This is a genomic window from Kocuria himachalensis, from assembly GCF_054784195.1.
The window spans coordinates 17,784-38,580 of sequence record NZ_BAAGPL010000015.1 but is presented as its reverse complement, the minus strand read 5'-3'; the positions used below and the strand labels follow the sequence as shown (position 1 = coordinate 38,580).

Genomic DNA, 20,797 nt, shown 5'->3' with positions numbered 1-20,797 from the left:
TCAGAGGCTGCGCAGCACCGAGACGACCTTGCCCATCACGGTGGCGTGGTCACCGAGGATCGGCTCGTAGCGCGTGTTCTGCGGCAACAGCCAGGTGTGGCCGTCCCGCTGGCGGAAGGTCTTGACCGTGGCCTCGTCGTCGAGCAGGGCCGCCACGATGTCACCGTTGTCGGCGGCGCTCTGCCGGCGCACCACCACCCAGTCGCCGTCGCAGATCGCGGCGTCGATCATCGAGTCGCCCTTGACGCGCAGCATGAACAGCTCGCCGTGGCCGACCAGCTGGCGGGGCAGCGCAAGGACGTCCTCGACGGACTGCTCGGCCGTGATCGGCCCGCCGGCGGCGATGTGGCCGACCAGGGGGACCATGGTCACGTCCGCCGAGGTGGACAGCTCGGCCACGGCGTCGTGGGCGGCGGGGCGCGCGGTGCGGCCGGTCGGCGCCGTCGCGACCTCGGGCGACGGTTCGGCGGACTCCGCCCCGGCGGTCCCGCGCAGCTGCAGGGGGGTGAGCACCTCCATGGCCCGCGGGCGCTTGGGGTCGCGGCGCAGGTAGCCCAGCTTCTCCAACTGGGAGAGCTGGTGGGTGACGCTCGAGAGGGAGGCCAGGCCCACGAGGTCCCCGATCTCGCGCATGGACGGCGGATAGCCGTGCTCGGCGATGGAGCGCTGGATGGCCTCGAGGATGGTGCGCTGGCGCACGCTGAGCCCGCGGCTGCGCGAGCGCGCCCCGGGGCGGGCTCCCCGGGTGCGGGGCTCCTCGGGGGTGGGGGGCTGGGCCATGGGAGCGTCGTCCTTTCCCGTCCGGCTGCTGGTGCCGCCGCCGGTCTGCGCGGTCCCGGTTCCGATGTCGGACCCGGGTGGTTCGATGGGTCCCGGTCGGAAGGCGCCGGGGGTTCGCAGCGCGCGCCGGCCGGAGGCCCGAACCTGTCCTCAGCCTAGGCGACACGCCGTGCGTGTTCAAACATATGTACGACCCGGTGTCGACAGGCTTCGCAGACACGTGCTAGACATGGGTCATCGGTATTCGAAAGTATGTTCGATCGAATGAACGCCCGCAGGGGCCGTCGACCGGACCGGTGTTCGAGATCGCCCGCTCTGTGCGGGAACGTCAAGGAGTTCATGTCATGAGTGCCAGTGCCACCCTCAGTGCCGTCGTCGCCCGCCGCCGGGAGCCCGCAGGATCCGACCGTGGCCTCGGCCGCGCGCTCCGGCGCGCCCGCCCTGCGCGCTCCGGCCCCCGCACCCCGCTGACCCTGACCCGCCGCGGCCGCCTGGTGTTCCTGGGACTGCCCGTCCTCGCCGGGTCGGCCGCCCTGGTCGTGCTGGCCGTGATCTTCCTCGTCCCCTCCACGGCCACGGCCACGAGCGAGCCCGTGCCGGGCTCCGGGACCGAGCAGACCACCGTGTTCCCCGGGCAGAGCCTGTGGGAGCTCGCCGTGGCCGCCGACCCGGACCGTGACCCCCGGGACGTCATGGACGAGATCGTGGAGCTCAATGACCTGGACAGCTCCGTGCTCGTGGCCGGCCAGCTCCTCGAGGTCCCGGCCGCCTGAACGGCCCGCCCCGGGCAGGGCGTCCCGGACCGGACGCCGGAGCTGCAGGACGGAGCAGGAAGCCGAACGGGGTCCCTGGGACGGCGCACCGGAGCGGAGCACTAAACTGTTCGGGTGACGCAGAACCTGGACCGACTCAACGCCCTCCCGCTCCGCGACGACCTGCGCGGCAAGACGCCGTACGGCGCCCCGCAGCTCGACGTCGCCGTGGCGCTCAACACCAACGAGAACACCCATCCGGTCCCGGCCGACGTGCACGCGGCGATCGTCCAGGAGGTCACCGAGGCGGCCTGGGCCCTCAACCGGTACCCGGACCGCGAGTTCACCGCCCTGCGCGAGGAGCTCGCCGCGTACCTCGGCCACGGGCTGGGGCCTGGGAACCTCTGGGCGGCCAACGGCTCGAACGAGATCCTGCAGCAGATCCTGCAGGCCTTCGGTGGGCCCGGCCGCACGCTGCTCACCTTCGTCCCCACCTACTCGATGTACCCGCTGCTGGCCTCCGGGACGCACACCGGCTTCGTCGCGGGGGAGCGCGCGGCGGACTTCGGCCTGTCCGCCGGGTCCGCGGCCGAACAGGTGCGCCGGCACCGCCCGGACGTGGTCTTCCTCTGCTCGCCCAACAACCCGACGGGCACGGCGCTGGGCGCGGACGTGGTCACCGCGGTGTACGAGGCGGGGGAGGAGTTCCGCACCGTCGTGGTGGTCGACGAGGCGTACGCCGAGTTCTCCCACGGCGGCACCCCCACCGCGCTCACGCTGCTGGAGGGCCGGCCCCGCCTGATCGTCTCCCGCACCATGAGCAAGGCGTTCGCGCTCGCCGGCGCCCGCCTGGGCTACTTCGCGGCGGCGCCCGAGGTCGCCGACGCCGTGCGCCTCGTCCGGCTGCCGTACCACCTCTCGGCCGTCACCCAGGCCACGGCCCTGGCGGCGCTGCGCCACTCCGGGTCGCTGCTGGCCAACGTGGAGGACATCAAGATGCAGCGCGACCGGATCGTCGACGAGCTCAAGCGGCTCGGGCTCCAGCCCTCCGAGTCGGACTCCAACTTCGTGTTCTTCGGCGGCATGGAGGACTCCCGTGCCATGTGGGAGGCGCTGCTGGCGGACGGGGTGCTCGTGCGGGACGTCGGGATCCCCGGCCACCTGCGCGTCACCGCCGGCACCGCGGAGGAGACCACCGCCTTCCTGGCCAGCATGGAGCGGATCGTCTCCGGCGGCTGAGGGGCCGGGGTCTCCCCGACCCGGATAGCATGGAAGCAGACCACCACCACCGGGCCCGGGGCGCCGCCGCGCGGCCCGGACCGGACCACCCGCGGCCCGCCGACGGCAGTGCCGCGCCCGCGAGGAGTTCCCACCGAATGAGCGACCAGACCACCACCCGTGCGCCCCGCCGCGCCGCCCTGGAGCGGCGCACGAGCGAGTCCACGGTGTCCGTCGAGATCGACCTCGACGGCACCGGCGAGAACGACATCGCCACCTCCGTGCCGTTCTACGACCACATGCTGACCGCGCTGTCCAAGCACTCCCTGATCGACATGCGGATCCGGGCGACCGGGGACACCCACATCGACGTCCACCACACCGTCGAGGACACCGCGATCGTCCTCGGGGACGCCCTGCGCCAGGCGCTGGGCGAGAAGGCCGGGATCCGCCGCTTCGGCGAGGCCACCGTCCCGCTGGACGAGGCCCTGGCCAACGCCGTGGTCGACATCTCCGGCCGGCCCTACGTGGTCCACACCGGTGAGCCCGAGGGGCAGCAGTACCACCTCATCGGCGGGCACTTCACCGGCTCCATGGTCCAGCACGTCTTCGAGTCCCTGGCCCACCACGCCGGCATCTGCCTGCACGTCACGCTGCTGGCGGGCCGGGACCCGCACCACATCGCCGAGGCCCAGTTCAAGGCCGTGGCGCGCGCCCTCCGCCAGGCCGTGGAGCCCGACCCCCGGGTCCGCGGGATCCCGTCCACGAAGGGGGCCCTGTGAGCACCGACGGCACCGCCACGACGGACGGCGGCGCCCGGCCCACCGTCACGGTCCTCGACTACGGCGCCGGCAACGTGCGCTCGGCCGTGCGCGCCCTCGAGGCCGCCGGCGCGGACGTGGTGCTCAGCGCCGACCCCGAGGCGGTGCTCGACGCCGACGGCCTCGTGGTCCCCGGCGTCGGCGCGTTCGCCGCCGTGATGGACGGGCTGCGCTCCGTGGACGGGCTGCGCCTCATCGGCCGCCGCCTGGCCGGCGGCCGCCCCGTGCTGGGCATCTGCGTGGGCCTGCAGGTCCTCTTCGACTCCGGGGTGGAGCACGGCCGGGAGACCGAGGGCATGGGCGAGTGGCCCGGCGTCGTCGAACGGCTGAAGGCCGACGTGGTCCCGCACATGGGCTGGAACACCGTGGAGCCGCCCGAGGGCAGCGTCCTGTTCCGGGGCATCGAGGACCAGCGGTTCTACTTCGTGCACTCCTACGGGGTGCAGGAGTGGGACTTCCCGCAGAGCATCCAGAAGATGCAGCCGCCGCAGGTCACCTGGTCCGACCACGGCGGGCGCTTCATCGCGGCCGTGGAGAACGGGGCCCTGTGCGCCACGCAGTTCCACCCGGAGAAGTCCTCCGAGGCCGGCATCCAGCTGCTGCGCAACTGGCTCGGCACCCTGCCGCGCACCGGACGCCTCGACCACCTGAAGGCCGGTGACCCCCTGGGCGGGGACGCCCTGGCCGGCCGCCCGACCCTCGAGAGCCAGGACGGCCCCGCGTGAGCTACGCCGTCGTCGTCATGGTGTTCGGGGCGTTCGTCGCCGGCGGCGCCATCTCCTTCCACCAGCAGCACAAGCCGCGCTGGACCGTCGTCCTCCTGGCCCTGACTGCCGCGGGCCTGATCGGCTACGGCTGGTACGCCTGGTTCGAGGGCCGCTGAGCCCTCCCGTCCGAGACCCCGAAACCCCGAGAAGAGAGATCCCATGTCCCTGAGCGAGACCCCCCGCCTCCAGCTGCTGCCCGCCGTCGACGTCGCGGACGGCCAGGCCGTCCGCCTGGTCCAGGGCGAGGCCGGCTCCGAGACCGGCTACGGCGACCCGCTCGAGGCCGCCCTCGCGTGGCAGGAGGCCGGCGCCGAGTGGATCCACCTCGTGGACCTCGACGCCGCCTTCGGCCGCGGCGACAACATCGACGTGCTCCGCCGCGTCGCCGCCGAGCTCGAGCTGAAGGTCGAGATGTCCGGCGGCATCCGCGACGACGCCTCGCTGGAGCGGGCGCTGTCCCTGGACCCCGCCCGGATCAACCTGGGCACCGCGGCCCTCGAGAACCCCGAGTGGACGCGGAAGGTCATCGCCGAGCACGGCGACGTCATCGCGGTGGGGCTCGACGTGCGGGGTACAGTCCTCGCCGCCCGCGGCTGGACCGAGGAGGGCGGCGACCTCTGGGAGGTCCTGGACCGCCTCGAGGAGCACGGCTGCGCCCGCTACGTGGTCACCGACGTCACCAAGGACGGCACCCTCAAGGGCCCGAACCTCGAGCTGCTGCAGGAGGTGGCGACCCGCACCGACAAGCCCGTGGTCGCCTCCGGGGGCATCTCCTCCCTCGACGACCTCGCGGCCCTGCGCACCCTCGTGCCCTCCGGCGTCGAGGGCGCGATCGTGGGCAAGGCCCTCTACGCGGGCCGGTTCACCCTCGGGGAGGCCCTCGACGTGGCGGGCCGGCCGGGAGCGCGGTGACGGGGCGGCCCCTCCCGGGGCACATCGCCGCCCAGCTCGCGGGGGCGGGCGGCACGGAGGACACCGGCGGCCAGGCCTGGGCCGGGCGCAACCTGGGGGAGGGCACCAGCCACACCCACCGGTTCCCCGACGACGACGGCGCCGCAGCCCCGGCCGTGCTGCAGGCCCTCCAGGACCTGCGCGCGGGGACGGGGGACGAGGCCTCCGTGGTCGCCGCGCTCGCCGGGACCCGGGTGTTCGTGCCCGTCGTGGCCGAGGTCTCGGCCTCGACCGTGACCGATGCCGGTCTCGTGGCCGATAAGGAGGCCGACATGGCGCTCGTGTCCCTGCGGGCCGCGGACGGGCGGCAGGTGCTGCCGGTCTTCAGCTCCACCGCGGCGCTCGCGGACTGGCACGCCCAGGCGCGGCCGGTGGCCACGGACGTCCGCCGGGCGGCCGTGGCCGCGGTCAAGGACGGCACGCAGCTGCTCGTGCTCGACCCCGGCACGGTCCTCCCGTTCGTCGTGCGCCGCCCGGCGCTCTGGGCGCTGGCCCAGGGCAGGCCGTGGACGCCGTCCTACCGCAGCCCGGCGGTCGAGGCGGCCGTCCGGCGCTGCGCCGCGGAGCTGCCCGGGGTGCTCGGGGTCGGGACGGACCCCGGGGACGGAGTGGCCGTGCGCGCCGCGGACGGAGGGCTCGTCCAGGGCGGCGGAGCGGGCCCCGAGCTCGCCGTCGTGCTGTCCCTGCGGGCCGGGCTCGACCGGGCGCAGCTGGACGACGTCGTCGCCCGCTTCCAGGCCCGGCTGAGCGTCGAACCGGCCCTCGCGGAGGACGTGGACTCGATGCAGCTGCGCCTCACGACGGCGGGCTGACCCGGGGAACCCGGATCAGCCCGCGACGTTCGGGGGTGACGGCCCTCAGTTGACCGGACCCGTGAACCGCTCGCCGGGTCCCTGGCCGGGGGCGTCCGGGAAGCGGGAAGCCTCCCGGAAGGCGAGCTGCAGGGTGCGCAGGCCGTCGCGCAGCGGAGCGGCGTGCTGCGAGCCGATCTCCGGGGCCGCGGCGGTGACGAAGCCGGCCAGCGCGGTGATGAGCTTGCGGGCCTCGTCGAGGTCCTTGAGCTCCTCGGCGTCCTCGCCCGCGGCGAGACCGCACTTCACGGCGGCAGCGCTCATGAGGTGCACGGCCGCGGTCGTGATGACCTCGATGGCCGGGACCTCCGCGATGTCGCGCATCTGCTCGTCGACGGCGCTGACCGTCTCCTGCGGGATCTCCTGGCCGGACCGTGCGGCGTCGTCGTCGAAGCGGAAGGTGTTCTCGGAAGTCATGGCCCAACTCTGCCACACCGCCGTCCGCCGACCGGACCGTCCTGCCGCCGCCGGCACTATCCTGCAGGGGAGGCCGGGCGCCGGCCGGAAGGGGGCGGGGACGCCGTGTGGATCGGGTGGATCGAGTTCGACGTGCTCCTCGGGGACGTCCACTCCCTCAAGGGCAAGCGCTCCGTGGTGCGTCCCCTCGTCGCCGAGCTGCGCCGCCGGTTCCCGGTCACCGCCGCCGAGGTCGGCCACCTCGAGCTCCACCGCCGGGCCCTCGTGGGCACCGCGGTGGTCGCGGCGGACGCCGCCCGGCTCGTGGAGGTCCTGGACGAGGTCGAGCGCTTCGTCGCCGCCCGGCCGGAGACGGAGCTGCTCTCGGCCCGCCGGGCCCTGCACAGCACCGAGGACGAGTGACACCTCGCACGACCTCGTTTCCCGAACCTGTGGCCCATGGGCTAGACTCGTCGGCAGTGTGCAAGTGGAGGAGACTCCCACCCGCGCCGGCCACGGTCCCCGAGCCTCTCGGAGGTCCGGTCCACGGCCGCCGGGTCCGCGACGACATCGTCCGCACGACGGCACGGCCGGGTCCTCCCGCGTCCGCTCCGTCACGCAGCGCGTCACCCCCGGGTGGCGCAGCGATGAGCCTCCGCTTGCCGACCGCAGCGGGGGCTTTTGTCGTTGCGGACCGGACCGAACCATGAGGTCCCCGGAAACCTCCGGGCGACCACGCAGAGCATCAGGAGCACGGCATTAGCGATCCACGTATCAATGACAGAATCCGAGTCCCCGAAGTCCGCCTCGTCGGACCCGCAGGCGAGCAGGTCGGCATCGTCCGCGTCGAGGACGCACTGAGGCTGGCCCGCGAATCGGATCTCGATCTGGTCGAGGTGGCGCCCAACGCCAAGCCGCCGGTGGCCAAGCTCATGGACTTCGGCAAGTACAAGTACGAGGCCGCGGTCAAGGCCCGGGAGTCGCGCAAGAACCAGACGAACACGGTCCTCAAGGAGGTCCGGTTCCGGCTCAAGATCGACACCCACGACTACGAGACCAAGGTCGGCCACGCCAAGCGGTTCCTCGGGGCCGGCGACAAGGTCAAGGCCATGATCCAGTTCCGCGGTCGCGAGCAGCAGCGCCCCGAGATGGGCGTCCGCCTGCTCGAGCGCTTCGCGAACGACGTCGCGGAGGTCGGCGCGGTCGAGTCGAGCCCCCGGGTCGACGGCCGCAACATGGTGATGGTCGTGGGCCCGCTGAAGAACAAGGCCGAGGCCAAGGCCGAGGTGCGCCGCCAGAAGCAGCGCGAGGAGGCCAAGGCCGAGAACGAGCGCAAGGCGAAGGACAAGATCGACACGTCCTCCGCGGCGCCCGTGACCCAGTCGATCGGGGACGCGTTCCCGGCCGAGCTGCGCGAGCGGGCCGTCCAGGCCGAGGAGCCGGTGCAGCAGCCGGCTGCGGAGCCCGAGGTCCAGGAGCCGGCACCGGCCCCCGAGGTCCCGGAGACGGCACAGACCGCCGCCCCCGAGCCCGAGGTCGTGGAGCCCGAGGTCGTCGAGACCCCGGAGCCCGCGGTCGCCGAGGCGCCGACCCCGGAGCCCGAGGCCGTCAAGGCGCCGGAGCCCGAGGTCGTCGAGACCCCGGCGCCGAAGGCCGCCCCGAAGCCGCCGGCGCCCAAGGCTCCGGCCGCGGCGCCCAAGGCCCCGGTCCCGGCGCCGAAGGCCCCCCGGCCCGGTCCCAAGCCGGGCGCCAAGCCCGGACCGCAGGCCTGAGCGGCGCAAGACCTTCCGCGCGAGCGGAGCAGAACTGACAGCGCCCCGCGGCGCGCAGCCGGACCCGGTTGCGCCCAGGGGCACCGTGGAGGTGCGGCGGACGTCGTCGTGCCCTCCGGTGGCCACCACCGGAAGAATCGCAAGGAGAGCGGCCCACATGCCGAAGATGAAGACCCACAGCGGGGCGAAGAAGCGCTTCAAGCTCACCGGTACCGGCAAGGTGAAGCGCCAGCAGGCCAACCGTCGCCACTACCTGGAGCACAAGTCCTCCCGGCTGACCCGTCGCCTGGCCTCCGACCAGATCGTGGCCCCCGGCGACGCCAAGGTCATCAAGAAGATGCTGGGCAAGTAGTCCCCACCGCATCCGTTGGGGAGCCCGTCTCCCCGCCCCGCACAGATTTGACCTCCCGGCCGCACGGCCGGGACCGAAGTGAAGGAGTACACACGTGGCACGTGTGAAGCGGGCGGTCAACGCCCACAAGAAGCGCCGGGTCGTCCTCGAGCAGGCCTCCGGCTACCGCGGCCAGCGCTCGCGCCTGTACCGCAAGGCGAAGGAGCAGGTCACCCACTCGTTCGTCTACAGCTACAACGACCGCCGCAAGCGCAAGGGCGACTTCCGCCGGCTGTGGATCCAGCGCATCAACGCCGCGGCCCGCGCCAACGGCCTGACCTACAACCGCTTCATCCAGGGCCTCAAGGCCGCCGAGGTGGAGGTCGACCGCCGCATGCTCGCCGAGCTGGCCGTCAACGACGAGGCCGCGTTCGCCGGTCTGGTCGAGATCGCGAAGAACGCCCTGCCGGAGGACACCTCCGCGCCGCGCGAAGCTGCCGCCTGAGCCCAGTCGGAGCAGTGAACCTCACGGAGCGCCTGGCCGCCCAGCCGATGTCCAACCCCCGAGCCGATCGGGTGAGGGACGTCGCGGGACTGGCCGGGCGCTCCGCGCGTTCCAAGCGCGGACTGTTCCTGGCCGAGGGCCCGCAGAACGCCCGTGAGGCCCTCGCCCGGCACCTGGAGTCCCCGTGCGTGGACGCCGTCTACGTCACCGAGGACGCCCTGGGCCGCCACCCGGACATCACCGCCCTCCTCGAGCGCGTGGCCGAGGACCGCTCCGTGTTCGTCCGCCTCGTGACGCGCGAGGTCCTCGCCGCCATGAGCGACGCGGTGACCCCACAGGGCGTCGTCGTCGTGTGCCGCCCCCTCGACACGGATCTCGAAACCGTGCTCGCCGCCCGGCCCCGGCTGGTGGCCGTCCTGGCCCGGGTACAGGACCCCGGCAACGCCGGCACCGTGCTGCGCGCGGCGGACGCCGCGGGCGCGGACGCGGTGGTGCTGACCGCCGGCAGCGTGGACGTCTACAACCCCAAGACCGTGCGCTCGACCGCCGGCTCCCTCTTCCACCTCCCCGTGGTCGTGGGCGCCGACCTGCCCGCGCTGCTCGGGGCCGCCCGCGCCGCCGGGTGCGGCGTGCTGGCCGCCGACGGCCACGGGGACGTCGACCTCGACCGGCTCCAGGACGCCTCCGCGGCCCGCGCCGCCGGTGCGGACGGCGTCGACGCCGGGTACGACCTGGCGCGGCCCACCGTGTGGCTCTTCGGCAACGAGGCCCGGGGCCTGTCGGAGGAGGAGAAGGCGCTGGCCGACCACCGCGTCGCCGTGCCCGTGCACGGGCGGGCGGAGTCCCTCAACGTGGGCACCGCCGCCACCGTGTGCCTCTACGCCTCGGCCCGGGCCCAGCGGCGCCCCGGAGCCGGGAACGGGCGCTGACCCGTTGACCGCGCCCCTGCCGGCCGCGTACCGCACCCAGGTGGTCGGCGCCGCCCTCCTCGACGACGCCGACCGTCCCACGGCCTTCCTCGCCGCGCAGCGGGCCTACCCCGAGGCCCTCCGGGGCCTGTGGGAGTTCCCCGGCGGCAAGCAGGAGCCGGACGAGAGCTGCGAGCAGGCCCTGGTGCGGGAGTGCGCCGAGGAGCTCGGCGTGGACGTCCGGCTGGTCGCGGAGGTGCGCGGTCCGCACGCCCAGGGCTGGCCGCTCAAGGACACCGCGGCGATGCGCGTCTGGACGGCCGTGGCGACCGGCGGCGACCCGCGGCCCGTCGTGGGCGAGGACCACCTGGCGGTGCGGTGGCTCCCGCTGGACGACCCCGCCGCCGCGCTCGAGCTCGCCTGGATCCCGGCCGACCTGCCGATCGTGCACGCCCTGCTCGACCACCTCGCCGACCGACCCCGCTGACCACGGCATCCCGTGGCCGGCCGGGGCAATGTGCTCATCCCCGGACCGGTGCTCATCCCCGGACCGGTGCACTGCGGCGGCCGGGCGACCGGTAGCCGCCGTCGGCGAGGCCCGCCCGCACCTCGAAGGGGTTGCGCAGCGCCGGGTGCCCGCAGCGCAGCACCGACCACCCCGCGGCCACGAGGTAGGCGGGCAGGAACGGCAGCCCCAGGCACTGCGCCCACTGGGTCGCGTGGCGGGACTCGTGGGCCACCAGCCGGGGCCGGGCCGCGACGTCCTCGATCCCGGCACGGAACAGGACCACGTTGCCCACGGTGAACGCCCCGGCCCTCGGCAGCCGGGGCCGGTATCCGAACCCGAGGATCAGCCCCTCGGGCCCGCGGACCACCTTCGTCCGGGTGGCCGCCGCGACCAGCAGCCCCAGGGGCGTGGACAGGTTCGCCATGTTCCACACCTGCCGCAGGCGTGCCGACCGGCTCAGGCTCCGCATCATGCCACCAGCCTAGGTCCGCTCCGTGCGCCCGGGTCGCGCGGCACCACGCCGGCGATCGCCAGGACCAGGAGGAGACGGGGACCGGACGGCGCGGTGCTCCGGTCCTGCCGGGTCCGGACGGGCGACGACGTGGTGGGGGAGCGGTGGGCGGCCCGTGAGGCACGTGCCATAGACTGGGTTCCGCCCGCGATCCGTGCCGATCCGGGCTTTCCCGTGGTCCGCGTTCCACGCAGTGTGGAACGGCGTGCCCGGACGACGCCGTCCCCGAGCCGAAGAAGTCGCCAGCTGATGTCTGAACTGCCACCCGAGACCGCCCCGAGCGGCGCGGTCGACCCGACCGACGAGGCCCAGGTCGCCGCCGCCGTCGAGGCGGCCCTGACCGCCGTCGAGAACGCGAAGGACCTGGACGAGCTCAAGGAGGTCCGGCTCGCCCACACGGGGGAGCGGTCCCCCCTGGCGCTGGCCAACCGGCAGATCGGCTCCCTGGACAAGTCGCACAAGGCCGCCGCCGGCAAGCTGATGGGCCAGGCCCGCGGCCGGGTGAACAAGGCGATCGCCGCCCGCACCACGGTGCTGGAGGAGGAACGCGACGCCCGGATCCTCGTCGAGGAGGCCGTGGACGTCACCGCCGCCGGCCGGCGCCGGCGCCTGGGCGGCCGGCACCCGCTGACCAACCTGATGGAGCGCATCGGCGAGACGTTCGTGGCCATGGGGTGGGAGGTCGCCGACGGCCCCGAGGTCGAGTCCGAGTGGTACAACTTCGACTCCCTCAACTTCAAGCCGGACCACCCCGCCCGGGAGCTGCAGGACACGTTCTTCGTGGACCCGCCCGAGGCGCACCTCGTGCTGCGCACGCACACCTCGCCGGTGCAGATGCGCACGCTGCTGAGCCGCGAGCTGCCCGTCTACGTCGTCGTCCCGGGGCGCACCTACCGCACCGACGAGCTGGACGCCACGCACACCCCCGTCTTCCACCAGGTCGAGGGTCTGGCCGTGGACAAGGGGCTGTCGATGGCCGACCTCAAGGGCACGCTCGAGCACTTCGCCAGGCAGATGTTCGGACCCGGCGCGAAGATCCGGCTGCGGCCCAACTACTTCCCGTTCACCGAGCCGTCGGCCGAGCTGGACGTGTGGCACCCGAACGCCAAGGGCGGGCCGCAGTGGATCGAGTGGGGCGGCTGCGGCATGGTCCACCCCAACGTGCTGCGCGCCGCCGGCATCGACCCCGAGGTCCACTCCGGCTTCGCGTTCGGCATGGGCATCGAGCGGACCCTGATGTTCCGCAACAACGTCCCGGACATGCACGACATGGTCGAGGGCGACATCCGCTTCAGCGAGCACTTCGGGATGGAGATCTAGAGACATGCGAGTTCCCCTGTCATGGCTGCGCGAGCACGCCCCCGTCCCCGCGGACGCGACCGCCGAGGACGTCCTGGCCGCCCTGGTCCGCGTCGGCCTCGAGGAGGAGGACGTGCACCGCCCCACGGACCACCTGAAGGGTCCGGTGGTGGTGGGCCAGGTGCTGTCCAAGGAGCCGGAGACCCACTCCAACGGCAAGACCGTCAACTGGTGCACCGTCCGCGTGGTCCCCGAGGGCCAGGAGCAGACCCTGACCGGTGAGGGCATCGACCCGTCCGGCGTGCAGGGCGTGATCTGCGGGGCGCACAACTTCGAGGTCGGGGACAAGGTCGTGGTGACCCTGCCCGGCGCCGTGCTGCCCGGCAACTTCAGGATCTCGGCGCGGCAGACCTACGGCCACACCTCCGCCGGGATGATCGCCTCGGTGCGCGAGCTCGGCATCGGAGAGGACCACGACGGCATCCTGGTGCTCTCGACCCTCGGCCTGGACCCGGAACTCGGGACGGACGCCCTGGAGCTGCTCGGCCTCCACGACGAGGCCGCGGAGATCAACGTGACCCCGGACCGCGGCTACGCGTTCTCCATCCGCGGCGTGGCCCGCGAGTACTGCCACGCCGTGCACCAGCCCTTCACCGACCCGGCCGAGGCCGTGGCCGCCCGGGTGCCCGCCCCCACCGCGGGCGGGTTCCCCGTGGCCGTCGACGACGACGCCCCCATCCACGGCAGGCCCGGGTGCACCCGCTTCGTCGCCCGCACGGTGACCGGCATCGACGCGACCGCCCCCACGCCCCCGTGGCTGTCGGCGCGGCTGCGCCTGGCCGGGATCCGCTCCATCTCCCTGCCGGTGGACGTCTCCAACTACGTGATGCTCGAGTTCGGCCAGCCGCTGCACTTCTACGACCTCGGGAAGCTGAGCGGGGGCATCACCGTGCGCCGGGCCGCCCCGGGCGAGACGCTGACCACCCTGGACGGCAAGCAGCGCACCGCCGACCCCGAGGACCTGCTCATCACGGACGGCTCCGGGCCGATCGGCCTGGCCGGGGTCATGGGCGGGGCGAGCACCGAGGTCTCGGACGGCACCGCCGACGTGCTCGTGGAGGCGGCCCGCTTCGACGAGATCTCGATCGCCCGCACCACCCGCCGGCACAGGCTCCCCTCGGAGGCGTCCAAGCGCTTCGAGCGCGGCGTGGACCCGCGGATCGCCCCGGTGGCCGCCCAGCGCGCCGTGGAGCTGCTCGTGGAGCTGGCCGGCGGCACGGCCGGCCCCGAGGTCACCGACGTGGACGACACCACCGTCCCCGCGCCCATCGAGCTGCCCTGGGACCACCCGGGCCGCCGCACGGGCGTGGACTACACGGCGGAGCAGGTCGTCTCGACCCTCACCGAGCTCGGCGCGCAGGTCGAGGCCACCGACGACGGCTGGCGCGTCGTGCCCCCGTCGTGGCGCACCGACCTGGTCGAGAAGGAGGACCTGGTCGAGGAGATCGCCCGCCTCGTGGGCTACGACACGATCCCCTCGCGGCTGCCGGTCGCGCCTCCCGGGCGCGGTCTGACCGCCGAGCAGCAGGCCCGCAAGCGGGTCGCCGACTCGCTCGCGGCCGCCGGGCTGACCGAGGTGCTCGCCTACCCCTTCGTCTCGCAGGCGGACAACGAGCTGTGGGGCGCCCCGGAGCCCGGGGTCCCCGTGCCGTCGGTGAAGCTGGCCAACCCGATCAGCGAGGCCCAGGGGATGCTGCGCGTGTCCCTGCTCCCGGGTCTGCTGGAGGTGCTGCGGCGCAACACCTCCCGCGGCTTCCGGGACCTGGCGCTCTACGAGGTCGGGCGGGTCTTCCGCCCCGGCGAGCAGCTCGGCAGCGCGAGCATCCCCCCGCTGGGGGCGCACCCGGGCCGGGCGGTGCTCGAGGAGATCGAGGCCGGCATTCCCGTCCAGCCGCGCCACCTCGCCGCGGTCCTGGCCGGGAGGGACACGGCCGAGGGCCCGTGGACCGCACCCCGGGCGTACGACTGGCAGGACGCCCTCGACGCGGCCCGGCTGGCCGCCGAGGTCCTGGGGGTCGAGCTCACCGTCCGCCAGGGCACCCACCAGGCGTTCCACCCGGGCCGCACCGCGGTGCTGGCCACCGCCGACGGCACCCCGCTGGGCTACGCCGGCGAGCTGCACCCGCAGCTGGTGGCCGCGCAGGACCTGCCCGAGCGGACGGTGGCGATGGAGCTGAACCTCAGCTCGCTCACCGACGCCGAGGTCGAGGTCGTGCAGGCACGCCCGATCTCCGGCTACCCGGCCGCCACGCAGGACGTCGCGCTCGTGGTGGACGCCGCCGTGCCGGCCGCCGAGCTGCGGGCCGCGCTGGAGGAGGGCGCCGGGGAGCTGCTCGAGGACCTCCGCGTCTTCGACGTCTACCAGGGGCCCGGCGTCGAGGAGGGCCGCAAGTCCGTCGCCTTCGCGCTGCGCTTCCGGGCCCCGGACCGCACCCTGACCGCGGACGAGGCCTCCGCCGCCCGCGAGGCGGCCGTCGCCGTGGCCGCCGAGCGCCACGGCGCCGTGCTCCGCGGCTGAACGACCCCGCCCCGACGGCCCGCCCCTCCCGGGGGCGGGCCGTCGGTCGTCCCCGCACCGCCCTCCGCCCCTGGTAACACTCGCGAACGCCGGGGCGCGCACCGGCATCTTCGGTACTGTGGCACCGGGTCCCCGGCCGCGGCCCGGCGTTCGCGACCGACCCCCCTTCCCCGACCCCGTTCCAGGAGCGCAGCATGACCGAGGAGACCACCGACCGCCAGGACACCTTCTTCGCCTTCGACGACGAGCAGGACGAGCCGGACGAGCGCGACAGCGGGCGCGCCCGGCGCTCGATCGCCTGGAAGCCGACGGCCGTGGGGCTGCTGGGGCTGCTTCTGGGACTGGTCCTGGCGGTGAGCGCGGCCCTCGCCTGGGACGACTCCCGGAGGCTGGCCGGCTACGCGGACCGGTCGTGGGTGATCTCCGGGCAGTACCAGGACCTCACCAACGACCTGCAGACCAAGACCTACAACCCCATCTACCGCGGGGTGCTGCCCGCGGACGAGGCGGTCACCGAGCAGCCCTTCGACTCGGGCCTCGCCGACCCGCGGGTCCCGGAGGCGGGGGAGGAGATCGTCTTCCGCGGCACGCAGACGGGCTCCGGCGAGGGCGACTTCCACCAGGAGTCCGACGCCCTGCTCGCCGTCGAGGAGGGCACCCTCCAGGTGGTCGAGACCGCCGCGGCGGGGGAGTTCGGGGACGGGGTCACCGCGGGCACCATCACGTGGCAGCGCGTCCAGGCGGGCCTGCTGCTGCTCGCCGGCCTCGGCGCGGCCGGGGGCGGGGTCTGGTTCGCCCGCCGGCTCTACCGCCGGGAGAGCTGACACCGCCGCCCGCGCGGCGGAACGGGCCCTGCCGGACGCACAGCGTCCGGCAGGGCCCGTTCTCGTCGGTGCCCGGGGCTCCGGCGCCGATCAGGGCAGGGCGGGCAGCTCCCGCCGGAGCAGCCACGCGTCGAGCAGGCCGTCGACCTCCGCCCACCGGTGCTGGGGCACGAAGCCGCGCAGGTGCTCCCGGAAGCCCTCCGTGCTCACCCACCCGTCCCGGTTGGCGGTGGCCCAGCCGCGCAATAGGGCGCGGAAGGCGTCCTCGCCCACGGTCTCCCGGATCGCGTGGACGGTGAGGGCGCCCCGGACGTACACCACGTCGTCGAAGAGCCGCACCTGCCCGGGGTCCCCGATCACCAGGTCCTGGCGCATCCTGGACAGGGTCCGATGGGCCTTCTCCGCGTGCCAGCGGGCCGGCCTGTCGCCGGAGGCCTCGGACCAGATCCACTCGGAGTAGGACGCGAACCCCTCGTTGAGCCAGATGTCCTGCCACGAGGAGAGGACCAGGCTGTTGCCGAACCACTGGTGGGCCAGCTCGTGCGCCACGAGCCGCTGCTCCTCCCAGTCGGTGCCCAGCTGGTTCTTGCCGAACACGGAGCACGCGTAGCACTCGAACGGGTCCTCCAGCGACTCGTCCACGACCACCACGGTGTAGCTCGGGAACGGGTACGGGCCGAACCAGTCGCTGAACACCTCGATCATCCGGCCCTGCTCCGCGAACGTCTTCTCCGCCTTCTTGCGCCGCTTCTTCGAGCACACCAGGTACTGGGGGACGCGGGAGCCCGTGAGCTCCCGCCGCTCGTACGGGCCGATCTGCACGGTCGCCAGGTAGGGCGGCAGCGGCACCCGGGACGTGTACACCCAGTGGCGCTCGCCGTCGCGCTCCACCACGGACTCCAGCTCGCCGTGGACCACCACCTCGTAGTCGGCGTCCGCGTGCACGGCGACCCGGTAGGTCGCCCTGTGGGAGGGGTGGTCGACGCACGGGAACCAGGTGGACGACCCGGTGGGCTGGCCGGCGACGAGCACGCCGTCGTCTAGCTCAGCCCACCCGATCTCGCCCCAGGGCCCGTCCAGGGACTCGGGGTACCCCTCGTAGGCCACGGTGAGCGTGAACGCCTCCCCGGCGGGGACGACGCGGGGCAGGGTCAGCACGAGGCGGCTCCCGCGGTGGTCCGCGTGGACCTTGCGGCCGCCGAGCAGACCGCTGAGCCCGCCGGTGCCGAACCGGACGTCGGTGACGGCCAGCTCGGTGAGGTCCAGCTCGATCCGGTCCGTGTCGTGCAGCGCGCGACAGGCCAGGGTGGCGCGCGCCTCGAGGCCGTTGTCGTCGACGTCGTAGTCGAGGTCCAGGTCGTAGTGCTCCACGGTGGCCGCGCAGCACCCGACGGACGGGGTGTACGGGTCCCGCGCGCCGTCCGCGCCGAGGAAGCGGTGCATCGGTGCCGGGCTCACGGGACCAGCAGCAGCTTGCCCTGGGCGGCGCGGGACTGGAGCAGCTCGTGCGCCTGCCGTGCCTGGGCGAGCGGGAACGTCTCGGCGACGCGGACGGTCAGCGATCCGTCGAGCACCGCGTCGAACAGCTCGCCCGCGCGCCAGTTCCGCTCCTTCTCGTCGAGCAGGTAGTCGTTGAGGGTGGGCCGGGTGAGGTACAGGGACCCGTGCTGGGCGAGCCGCTGCGGGTCGAGCGGGGGGACCTGGCCGGAGGAGCCGCCGAAGAGCACGAGCATCCCGCGCTTGCGCAGCGCCCGGAGCGACTCGTCGAAGGTGTTCCTGCCGACCGAGTCGTAGACGACGTCGGCGCCGCGGCCGCCGGTGAGCTCCCGGACGTGCTCGGCGAAGCCCTCGTAGCCCACCAGGGCGAAGTCGGCGCCCAGCGAGCGCGCGGTCTCCGCCTTGGCCTGGGAGCCCACCAGGGCGATCACGGTGGCCCCGAGCGACTTCAGCAGCTGCACGGCGAGGCCTCCGACCCCACCCGCGCCCGCGGTGACGACGGCGACGTCGCCCTCCTGGACGGGGTACGTCGAGCGGACCAGGTAGTGCGCGGTGAGGCCCTGCAGGGGCACGGCCGCGGCGACCTCGTCGGGAACGCCGGTGGGCACGCGCAGGGCCTTGTCGGCGTCCACGAGGAACGCGTCGGCGTAGGTGCGGGAGGCCTGGGACGTGGTGATCCGGTCGCCCAGGGCGAAGTGCTGCACCTCGGAGCCCACGCCCGTCACCACGCCCATGCCCTCGGAGCCCGGCGTGAAGGGGTGCTCGACGGGGTAGACGCCCTCGCGCTGGTAGACCTCGATGAAGTTCACCCCCGCCGCCCGGGTCTCGACGAGCAGCTGGTGCGGGCCGGGCTCGAGGTCCGGGCGCTCGCCGAGGGTCAGGACCTCGGGGCCTCCGGCTCGCTCGACCATGACGCAACGGACCATGACGGGTACCTCCTGGACAACGCGGACGGGAACTCTGCCATGGTAGGCGGCCGGCCCCGCCGCGCCCTCCCTGCGGGGGGCGCCGAGGGGTAGCGTGTGCACAAGAGGGGGCAGGAAGATGCCCCGTAATCATCGAGATTTGCACATGGGAAGCGTAGATTCGGGTGCAGAGCCGTTCCGGGGGGACGTGTGAGCGGCCGTGGCCGATCCGAACGGGGGATCCTGACGTGCTCCGACGCCCGCGCACCCGCGCTCCCGCTCGGTCGGTCCCCTCCCGTAGCGTGCATAAATATTGAAGACCATGCATAACTTTGAGCTAGAGTGGGCCTTATGACGTTCAGCGCAGCAGTTTCGGGGGCATCCGGCTACGCCGGTGGCGAGGTCCTGAGGATCCTCGCCGGTCACCCGCAGATCGAGATCGGGGCCGTGGGGGCCCATTCCAACGCGGGCCAGCGGCTGGGGGAGCTGCAGCCGCACCTGCACTCCCTCGCCGACCGGGTGCTCGTCGACACCACGGTCGAGAACCTCACCGGCCACGACGTCGTCTTCCTCGCCCTGCCGCACGGCGCCTCGGCCGCGATCGCCGCGCAGCTGCCGCCGGAGACCGTGGTGATCGACGCCGGCGCCGACCACCGGCTCGACTCCGCCGAGGAGTGGGACCAGTTCTACGGCTCCCCGCACGCCGGGACGTGGCCGTACGGGCTGCCCGAGCTCGTCGTGGACGCCGAGGGCACCCGCCAGCGCGAGCAGCTCCGCGGCGCCACGCGCATCGCGGTGCCGGGGTGCTACCCGACCAGCGCCCTGCTCGCCCTCGGCCCCGGCTTCGCCGCCGGTCTCCTGGAGCCCGAGGACGTCGTGATCGTCGCGGCCTCGGGCACGTCCGGGGCCGGCAAGGCCGTCAAGGCGCACCTGCTGGGCTCGGAGGTCATGGGCTCGATGAGCCCGTACGGCGTGGGCGGTGCCCACCGGCACACCCCCGAGATCGAGCAGGGCCTCTCGAAGGCCGCGGGGCGCCCCGTGCGGATCTCCTTCACCCCGACGCTGGCCCCCATGCCCCGGGGCATACTCACGACCGCCACCGCGCGGGTCGCCGAGGGCGTGACCACCGCGCAGCTGCGGGAGGCCTGGGAGGCCGCCTACGCGGCCGAGCCGTTCGTCACCGTCCTGCCCGAGGGCCGGTGGCCCTCGACGAAGTCGGTGGCCGGCTCCAACCACGCCCAGCTCCAGCTCGCCCACGACGCCCGGGCGGGGCGCGTCATCGTCACCTGCGTGATCGACAACCTCGTCAAGGGCACCGCGGGCGGGGCCGTCCAGTCCATGAACCTCGCCCTCGGCCTGCCGGAGGACACCGGCCTGAATCTCCAAGGAGTCGCACCGTGAGAACGTACCCCTCCCAGCAGCCGGCCGGCACCCTGCGGGTCGACACCGCCCGCGGCGTGGCCGCCGCCCAGGGCTTCCGCGCGGCCGGCACCGAGGCCGGCTTCAAGGACTCCGGCGGACCGGACCTCGCCCTCGTGGTCAACGACGGGCCCCAGCACCACGTGGGTGCCGTGTACACGACCAACCGGATCACCGCCGCGCCCATCCAGTGGTCCAAGGCCGCGACCGCGGACGGCAGCGCCGCCGCCGTGGTCCTCAACTCCGGCGGGGCGAACGCCTGCACCGGGCCGCAGGGGTTCCAGGCCTCCCACCGGACCGCGGAGCTCGTCGGCGAGGCGCTCGGGATCGGGGCGGGCGACGTGGTGGTCTGCTCCACCGGCCTGATCGGCGTCCAGCTGCCCATGGACGTCATGGAGCGGGGTCTCCCCGGGGTCGTGGCGGCCCTCGGGGACGACGACGCCGCCGGGGCCGCCGCGGCCCGGGCCATCATGACCACCGACTCCGTCTCCAAGCAGGCCGCCTACGTCCGGGACGGCTGGACGGTCGGCGGCATGGCCAAGGGCGCGGGCATGCTCGCCCCCGGCCTGGCCACGATGCTCGTGGTGCTCACGACCGACGCCGAGCTCTCCTCCGACGCCCTGCAGTGGGCGCTCGAGGACGCGGTCAAGGTCACGTTCAACCGCACCGACTCCGACGGCTGCATGTCGACCAACGACACCGTGGTCCTGCTCGGCTCGGGCGCCTCCGGGATCACCCCCGACGAGTTCGAGTTCAGCCAGGCCGTGACCGCCGTGTGCCACTCGCTGGCCCAGCAGCTCATCACGGACGCCGAGGGCGCGTCCCACGACATCGAGATCACCACGGTCAACGCCGTGACCGAGAAGCAGGCCGAGGACGTGAGCCGCTCCGTGGCCCGCTCCAACCTCTTCAAGGCCGCGATCTTCGGCAACGACCCGAACTGGGGCCGGGTCCTGTCCGCGGTCGGCACCACCGACGCCGCGTTCGACCCCGACCAGCTCGACGTCACCATCAACGGGGTCGTGGTCTGCCGCAACGGCATGATCGGGGATCCGCGCGAGGGCGTGGACCTGGCCGTCGACCGCAGGGTCACCGTCCTGGTCGACCTCAAGGCCGGGGACGCCGACGCCACCGTCTGGACCAACGACCTCACCCACGACTACGTCGAGGAGAACAGCGCCTACTCCAGCTGACCAGCCCGCCC

At 73.8% G+C, this 20,797-nt stretch carries 23 protein-coding genes; 18 read left to right on the top strand and 5 right to left on the bottom strand.

Annotated elements, in window-relative coordinates:
* Positions 1-780 carry a transcriptional repressor LexA gene (gene lexA, locus ACYVM4_RS09445; RefSeq protein ID WP_438612803.1) on the bottom strand — a complete coding sequence of 260 codons (780 nt, stop codon included), beginning with the start codon at positions 778-780 and terminating at the stop codon, positions 1-3.
* Between the two features lie 344 nt (positions 781-1,124).
* Between lexA and ACYVM4_RS09440 the strand changes: the two genes are divergently transcribed.
* The 7 genes from ACYVM4_RS09440 to ACYVM4_RS09410 all read left to right on the top strand — a co-directional run bounded on the left by ACYVM4_RS09440 (position 1,125) and on the right by ACYVM4_RS09410 (position 6,101).
* Positions 1,125-1,553, top strand: coding sequence for a LysM peptidoglycan-binding domain-containing protein (locus tag ACYVM4_RS09440; RefSeq protein WP_368820638.1), 429 nt, complete (start codon positions 1,125-1,127; stop codon positions 1,551-1,553).
* A 114-nt stretch (positions 1,554-1,667) separates the two neighbouring features.
* Positions 1,668-2,771 carry a histidinol-phosphate transaminase gene (locus tag ACYVM4_RS09435; RefSeq protein ID WP_460668354.1) on the top strand — a complete coding sequence of 368 codons (1,104 nt, stop codon included), beginning with the start codon at positions 1,668-1,670 and terminating at the stop codon, positions 2,769-2,771.
* A gap of 137 nt (positions 2,772-2,908) precedes the next feature.
* Positions 2,909-3,532 (top strand): imidazoleglycerol-phosphate dehydratase HisB, encoded by a 624-nt coding sequence (hisB, locus tag ACYVM4_RS09430; RefSeq protein WP_368820636.1) that lies wholly within the window; start codon positions 2,909-2,911, stop codon positions 3,530-3,532.
* The gene (hisH, locus tag ACYVM4_RS09425) at positions 3,529-4,296 is read left to right on the top strand and encodes an imidazole glycerol phosphate synthase subunit HisH (RefSeq protein ID WP_368820635.1); all 768 of its coding nucleotides are present in this window, start codon (positions 3,529-3,531) and stop codon (positions 4,294-4,296) included. The genes hisB and hisH overlap by 4 nt, the downstream gene beginning before the upstream one ends.
* Positions 4,293-4,454: a hypothetical protein gene (locus tag ACYVM4_RS09420; protein WP_368820634.1), complete on the top strand. Its 162-nt coding sequence runs from the start codon at positions 4,293-4,295 to the stop codon at positions 4,452-4,454. The genes hisH and ACYVM4_RS09420 overlap by 4 nt, the downstream gene beginning before the upstream one ends.
* Before the next feature lie 43 nt (positions 4,455-4,497).
* On the top strand, positions 4,498-5,250 hold the full coding sequence (priA, locus tag ACYVM4_RS09415) for a bifunctional 1-(5-phosphoribosyl)-5-((5-phosphoribosylamino)methylideneamino)imidazole-4-carboxamide isomerase/phosphoribosylanthranilate isomerase PriA (RefSeq protein ID WP_368820632.1): 753 nt from the start codon (positions 4,498-4,500) through the stop codon (positions 5,248-5,250).
* Positions 5,247-6,101, top strand: coding sequence for an SseB family protein (locus ACYVM4_RS09410; RefSeq protein ID WP_460668353.1), 855 nt, complete (start codon positions 5,247-5,249; stop codon positions 6,099-6,101). Before priA ends, ACYVM4_RS09410 begins: the two co-directional genes overlap by 4 nt.
* A 45-nt stretch (positions 6,102-6,146) precedes the next feature.
* Here ACYVM4_RS09410 and ACYVM4_RS09405 read toward each other — a convergent pair whose 3' ends face one another.
* Positions 6,147-6,557 carry a DUF1844 domain-containing protein gene (locus ACYVM4_RS09405; protein ID WP_368820628.1) on the bottom strand — a complete coding sequence of 137 codons (411 nt, stop codon included), beginning with the start codon at positions 6,555-6,557 and terminating at the stop codon, positions 6,147-6,149.
* Positions 6,558-6,662: 105 nt separating this feature from the next.
* Between ACYVM4_RS09405 and ACYVM4_RS09400 the strand changes: the two genes are divergently transcribed.
* The 6 genes from ACYVM4_RS09400 (at position 6,663) to ACYVM4_RS09375 (ending at position 10,539) form a co-directional block, all read left to right on the top strand.
* Positions 6,663-6,959, top strand: a complete 297-nt coding sequence (locus ACYVM4_RS09400; protein WP_368820626.1) for a DUF503 domain-containing protein — start codon at positions 6,663-6,665, stop codon at positions 6,957-6,959.
* A gap of 335 nt (positions 6,960-7,294) precedes the next feature.
* Entirely contained in the window at positions 7,295-8,308 is a 1,014-nt protein-coding gene (gene infC / locus ACYVM4_RS09395) for a translation initiation factor IF-3 (RefSeq protein WP_460668569.1), read from the top strand.
* A 157-nt stretch (positions 8,309-8,465) separates the two neighbouring features.
* On the top strand, positions 8,466-8,660 hold the full coding sequence (rpmI, locus tag ACYVM4_RS09390) for a 50S ribosomal protein L35 (protein WP_017832891.1): 195 nt from the start codon (positions 8,466-8,468) through the stop codon (positions 8,658-8,660).
* 94 nt (positions 8,661-8,754) lie between these two features.
* Positions 8,755-9,144, top strand: coding sequence for a 50S ribosomal protein L20 (gene rplT / locus ACYVM4_RS09385; RefSeq protein WP_368820624.1), 390 nt, complete (start codon positions 8,755-8,757; stop codon positions 9,142-9,144).
* A 14-nt stretch (positions 9,145-9,158) separates the two neighbouring features.
* Positions 9,159-10,073, top strand: coding sequence for a TrmH family RNA methyltransferase (locus tag ACYVM4_RS09380; RefSeq protein ID WP_460668352.1), 915 nt, complete (start codon positions 9,159-9,161; stop codon positions 10,071-10,073).
* Positions 10,074-10,077: 4 nt separating this feature from the next.
* A complete protein-coding gene (locus ACYVM4_RS09375; protein WP_368820620.1) occupies positions 10,078-10,539 on the top strand; it encodes a (deoxy)nucleoside triphosphate pyrophosphohydrolase in 462 nt (153 codons plus the stop codon).
* Between the two features lie 52 nt (positions 10,540-10,591).
* On the opposite strand, the gene ACYVM4_RS09370 is transcribed toward ACYVM4_RS09375, so the two are convergent.
* Entirely contained in the window at positions 10,592-11,032 is a 441-nt protein-coding gene (locus tag ACYVM4_RS09370) for a hypothetical protein (RefSeq protein WP_368820618.1), read from the bottom strand.
* A 288-nt stretch (positions 11,033-11,320) separates the two neighbouring features.
* Here ACYVM4_RS09370 and pheS point away from each other — a divergent pair, with 288 nt between their 5' ends.
* From pheS to ACYVM4_RS09355, 3 genes are all read left to right on the top strand, one after another.
* Positions 11,321-12,391 carry a phenylalanine--tRNA ligase subunit alpha gene (pheS, locus tag ACYVM4_RS09365; protein ID WP_460668351.1) on the top strand — a complete coding sequence of 357 codons (1,071 nt, stop codon included), beginning with the start codon at positions 11,321-11,323 and terminating at the stop codon, positions 12,389-12,391.
* A gap of 4 nt (positions 12,392-12,395) precedes the next feature.
* On the top strand, positions 12,396-14,948 hold the full coding sequence (gene pheT, locus ACYVM4_RS09360; protein ID WP_460668350.1) for a phenylalanine--tRNA ligase subunit beta: 2,553 nt from the start codon (positions 12,396-12,398) through the stop codon (positions 14,946-14,948).
* A 194-nt stretch (positions 14,949-15,142) separates the two neighbouring features.
* Positions 15,143-15,772, top strand: a complete 630-nt coding sequence (locus tag ACYVM4_RS09355; RefSeq protein WP_460668349.1) for a hypothetical protein — start codon at positions 15,143-15,145, stop codon at positions 15,770-15,772.
* A gap of 90 nt (positions 15,773-15,862) precedes the next feature.
* On the opposite strand, the gene ACYVM4_RS09350 is transcribed toward ACYVM4_RS09355, so the two are convergent.
* Together ACYVM4_RS09350 and ACYVM4_RS09345 are read right to left on the bottom strand one after the other, a co-directional pair.
* Entirely contained in the window at positions 15,863-17,230 is a 1,368-nt protein-coding gene (locus ACYVM4_RS09350) for a M1 family metallopeptidase (protein ID WP_460668348.1), read from the bottom strand.
* Positions 17,227-18,195, bottom strand: a complete 969-nt coding sequence (locus tag ACYVM4_RS09345; protein ID WP_460668347.1) for a quinone oxidoreductase family protein — start codon at positions 18,193-18,195, stop codon at positions 17,227-17,229. The genes ACYVM4_RS09350 and ACYVM4_RS09345 overlap by 4 nt, the downstream gene beginning before the upstream one ends.
* A gap of 330 nt (positions 18,196-18,525) precedes the next feature.
* On the opposite strand from ACYVM4_RS09345, the gene argC reads away from it, so the two are divergent.
* Positions 18,526-19,575 (top strand): N-acetyl-gamma-glutamyl-phosphate reductase, encoded by a 1,050-nt coding sequence (gene argC / locus ACYVM4_RS09340; protein WP_368820606.1) that lies wholly within the window; start codon positions 18,526-18,528, stop codon positions 19,573-19,575.
* A complete protein-coding gene (gene argJ / locus ACYVM4_RS09335; RefSeq protein WP_460668346.1) occupies positions 19,572-20,786 on the top strand; it encodes a bifunctional glutamate N-acetyltransferase/amino-acid acetyltransferase ArgJ in 1,215 nt (404 codons plus the stop codon). The genes argC and argJ overlap by 4 nt, the downstream gene beginning before the upstream one ends.
* Positions 20,787-20,797: the final 11 nt, after the last annotated feature.

Coding starts and splice junctions, on each gene's coding strand:
- lexA (WP_438612803.1), bottom strand. CDS start 780: ATGGCCCAGCCCCCCACCCCCGAGGAGCCCCGCACCCGGGGAGCCCGC.
- pheS (WP_460668351.1), top strand. CDS start 11,321: ATGTCTGAACTGCCACCCGAGACCGCCCCGAGCGGCGCGGTCGACCCG.
- argC (WP_368820606.1), top strand. CDS start 18,526: ATGACGTTCAGCGCAGCAGTTTCGGGGGCATCCGGCTACGCCGGTGGC.
- ACYVM4_RS09405 (WP_368820628.1), bottom strand. CDS start 6,557: ATGACTTCCGAGAACACCTTCCGCTTCGACGACGACGCCGCACGGTCC.
- ACYVM4_RS09355 (WP_460668349.1), top strand. CDS start 15,143: ATGACCGAGGAGACCACCGACCGCCAGGACACCTTCTTCGCCTTCGAC.
- rpmI (WP_017832891.1), top strand. CDS start 8,466: ATGCCGAAGATGAAGACCCACAGCGGGGCGAAGAAGCGCTTCAAGCTC.
- ACYVM4_RS09345 (WP_460668347.1), bottom strand. CDS start 18,195: ATGGTCCGTTGCGTCATGGTCGAGCGAGCCGGAGGCCCCGAGGTCCTG.
- ACYVM4_RS09440 (WP_368820638.1), top strand. CDS start 1,125: ATGAGTGCCAGTGCCACCCTCAGTGCCGTCGTCGCCCGCCGCCGGGAG.
- pheT (WP_460668350.1), top strand. CDS start 12,396: ATGCGAGTTCCCCTGTCATGGCTGCGCGAGCACGCCCCCGTCCCCGCG.
- hisB (WP_368820636.1), top strand. CDS start 2,909: ATGAGCGACCAGACCACCACCCGTGCGCCCCGCCGCGCCGCCCTGGAG.
- priA (WP_368820632.1), top strand. CDS start 4,498: ATGTCCCTGAGCGAGACCCCCCGCCTCCAGCTGCTGCCCGCCGTCGAC.
- ACYVM4_RS09370 (WP_368820618.1), bottom strand. CDS start 11,032: ATGATGCGGAGCCTGAGCCGGTCGGCACGCCTGCGGCAGGTGTGGAAC.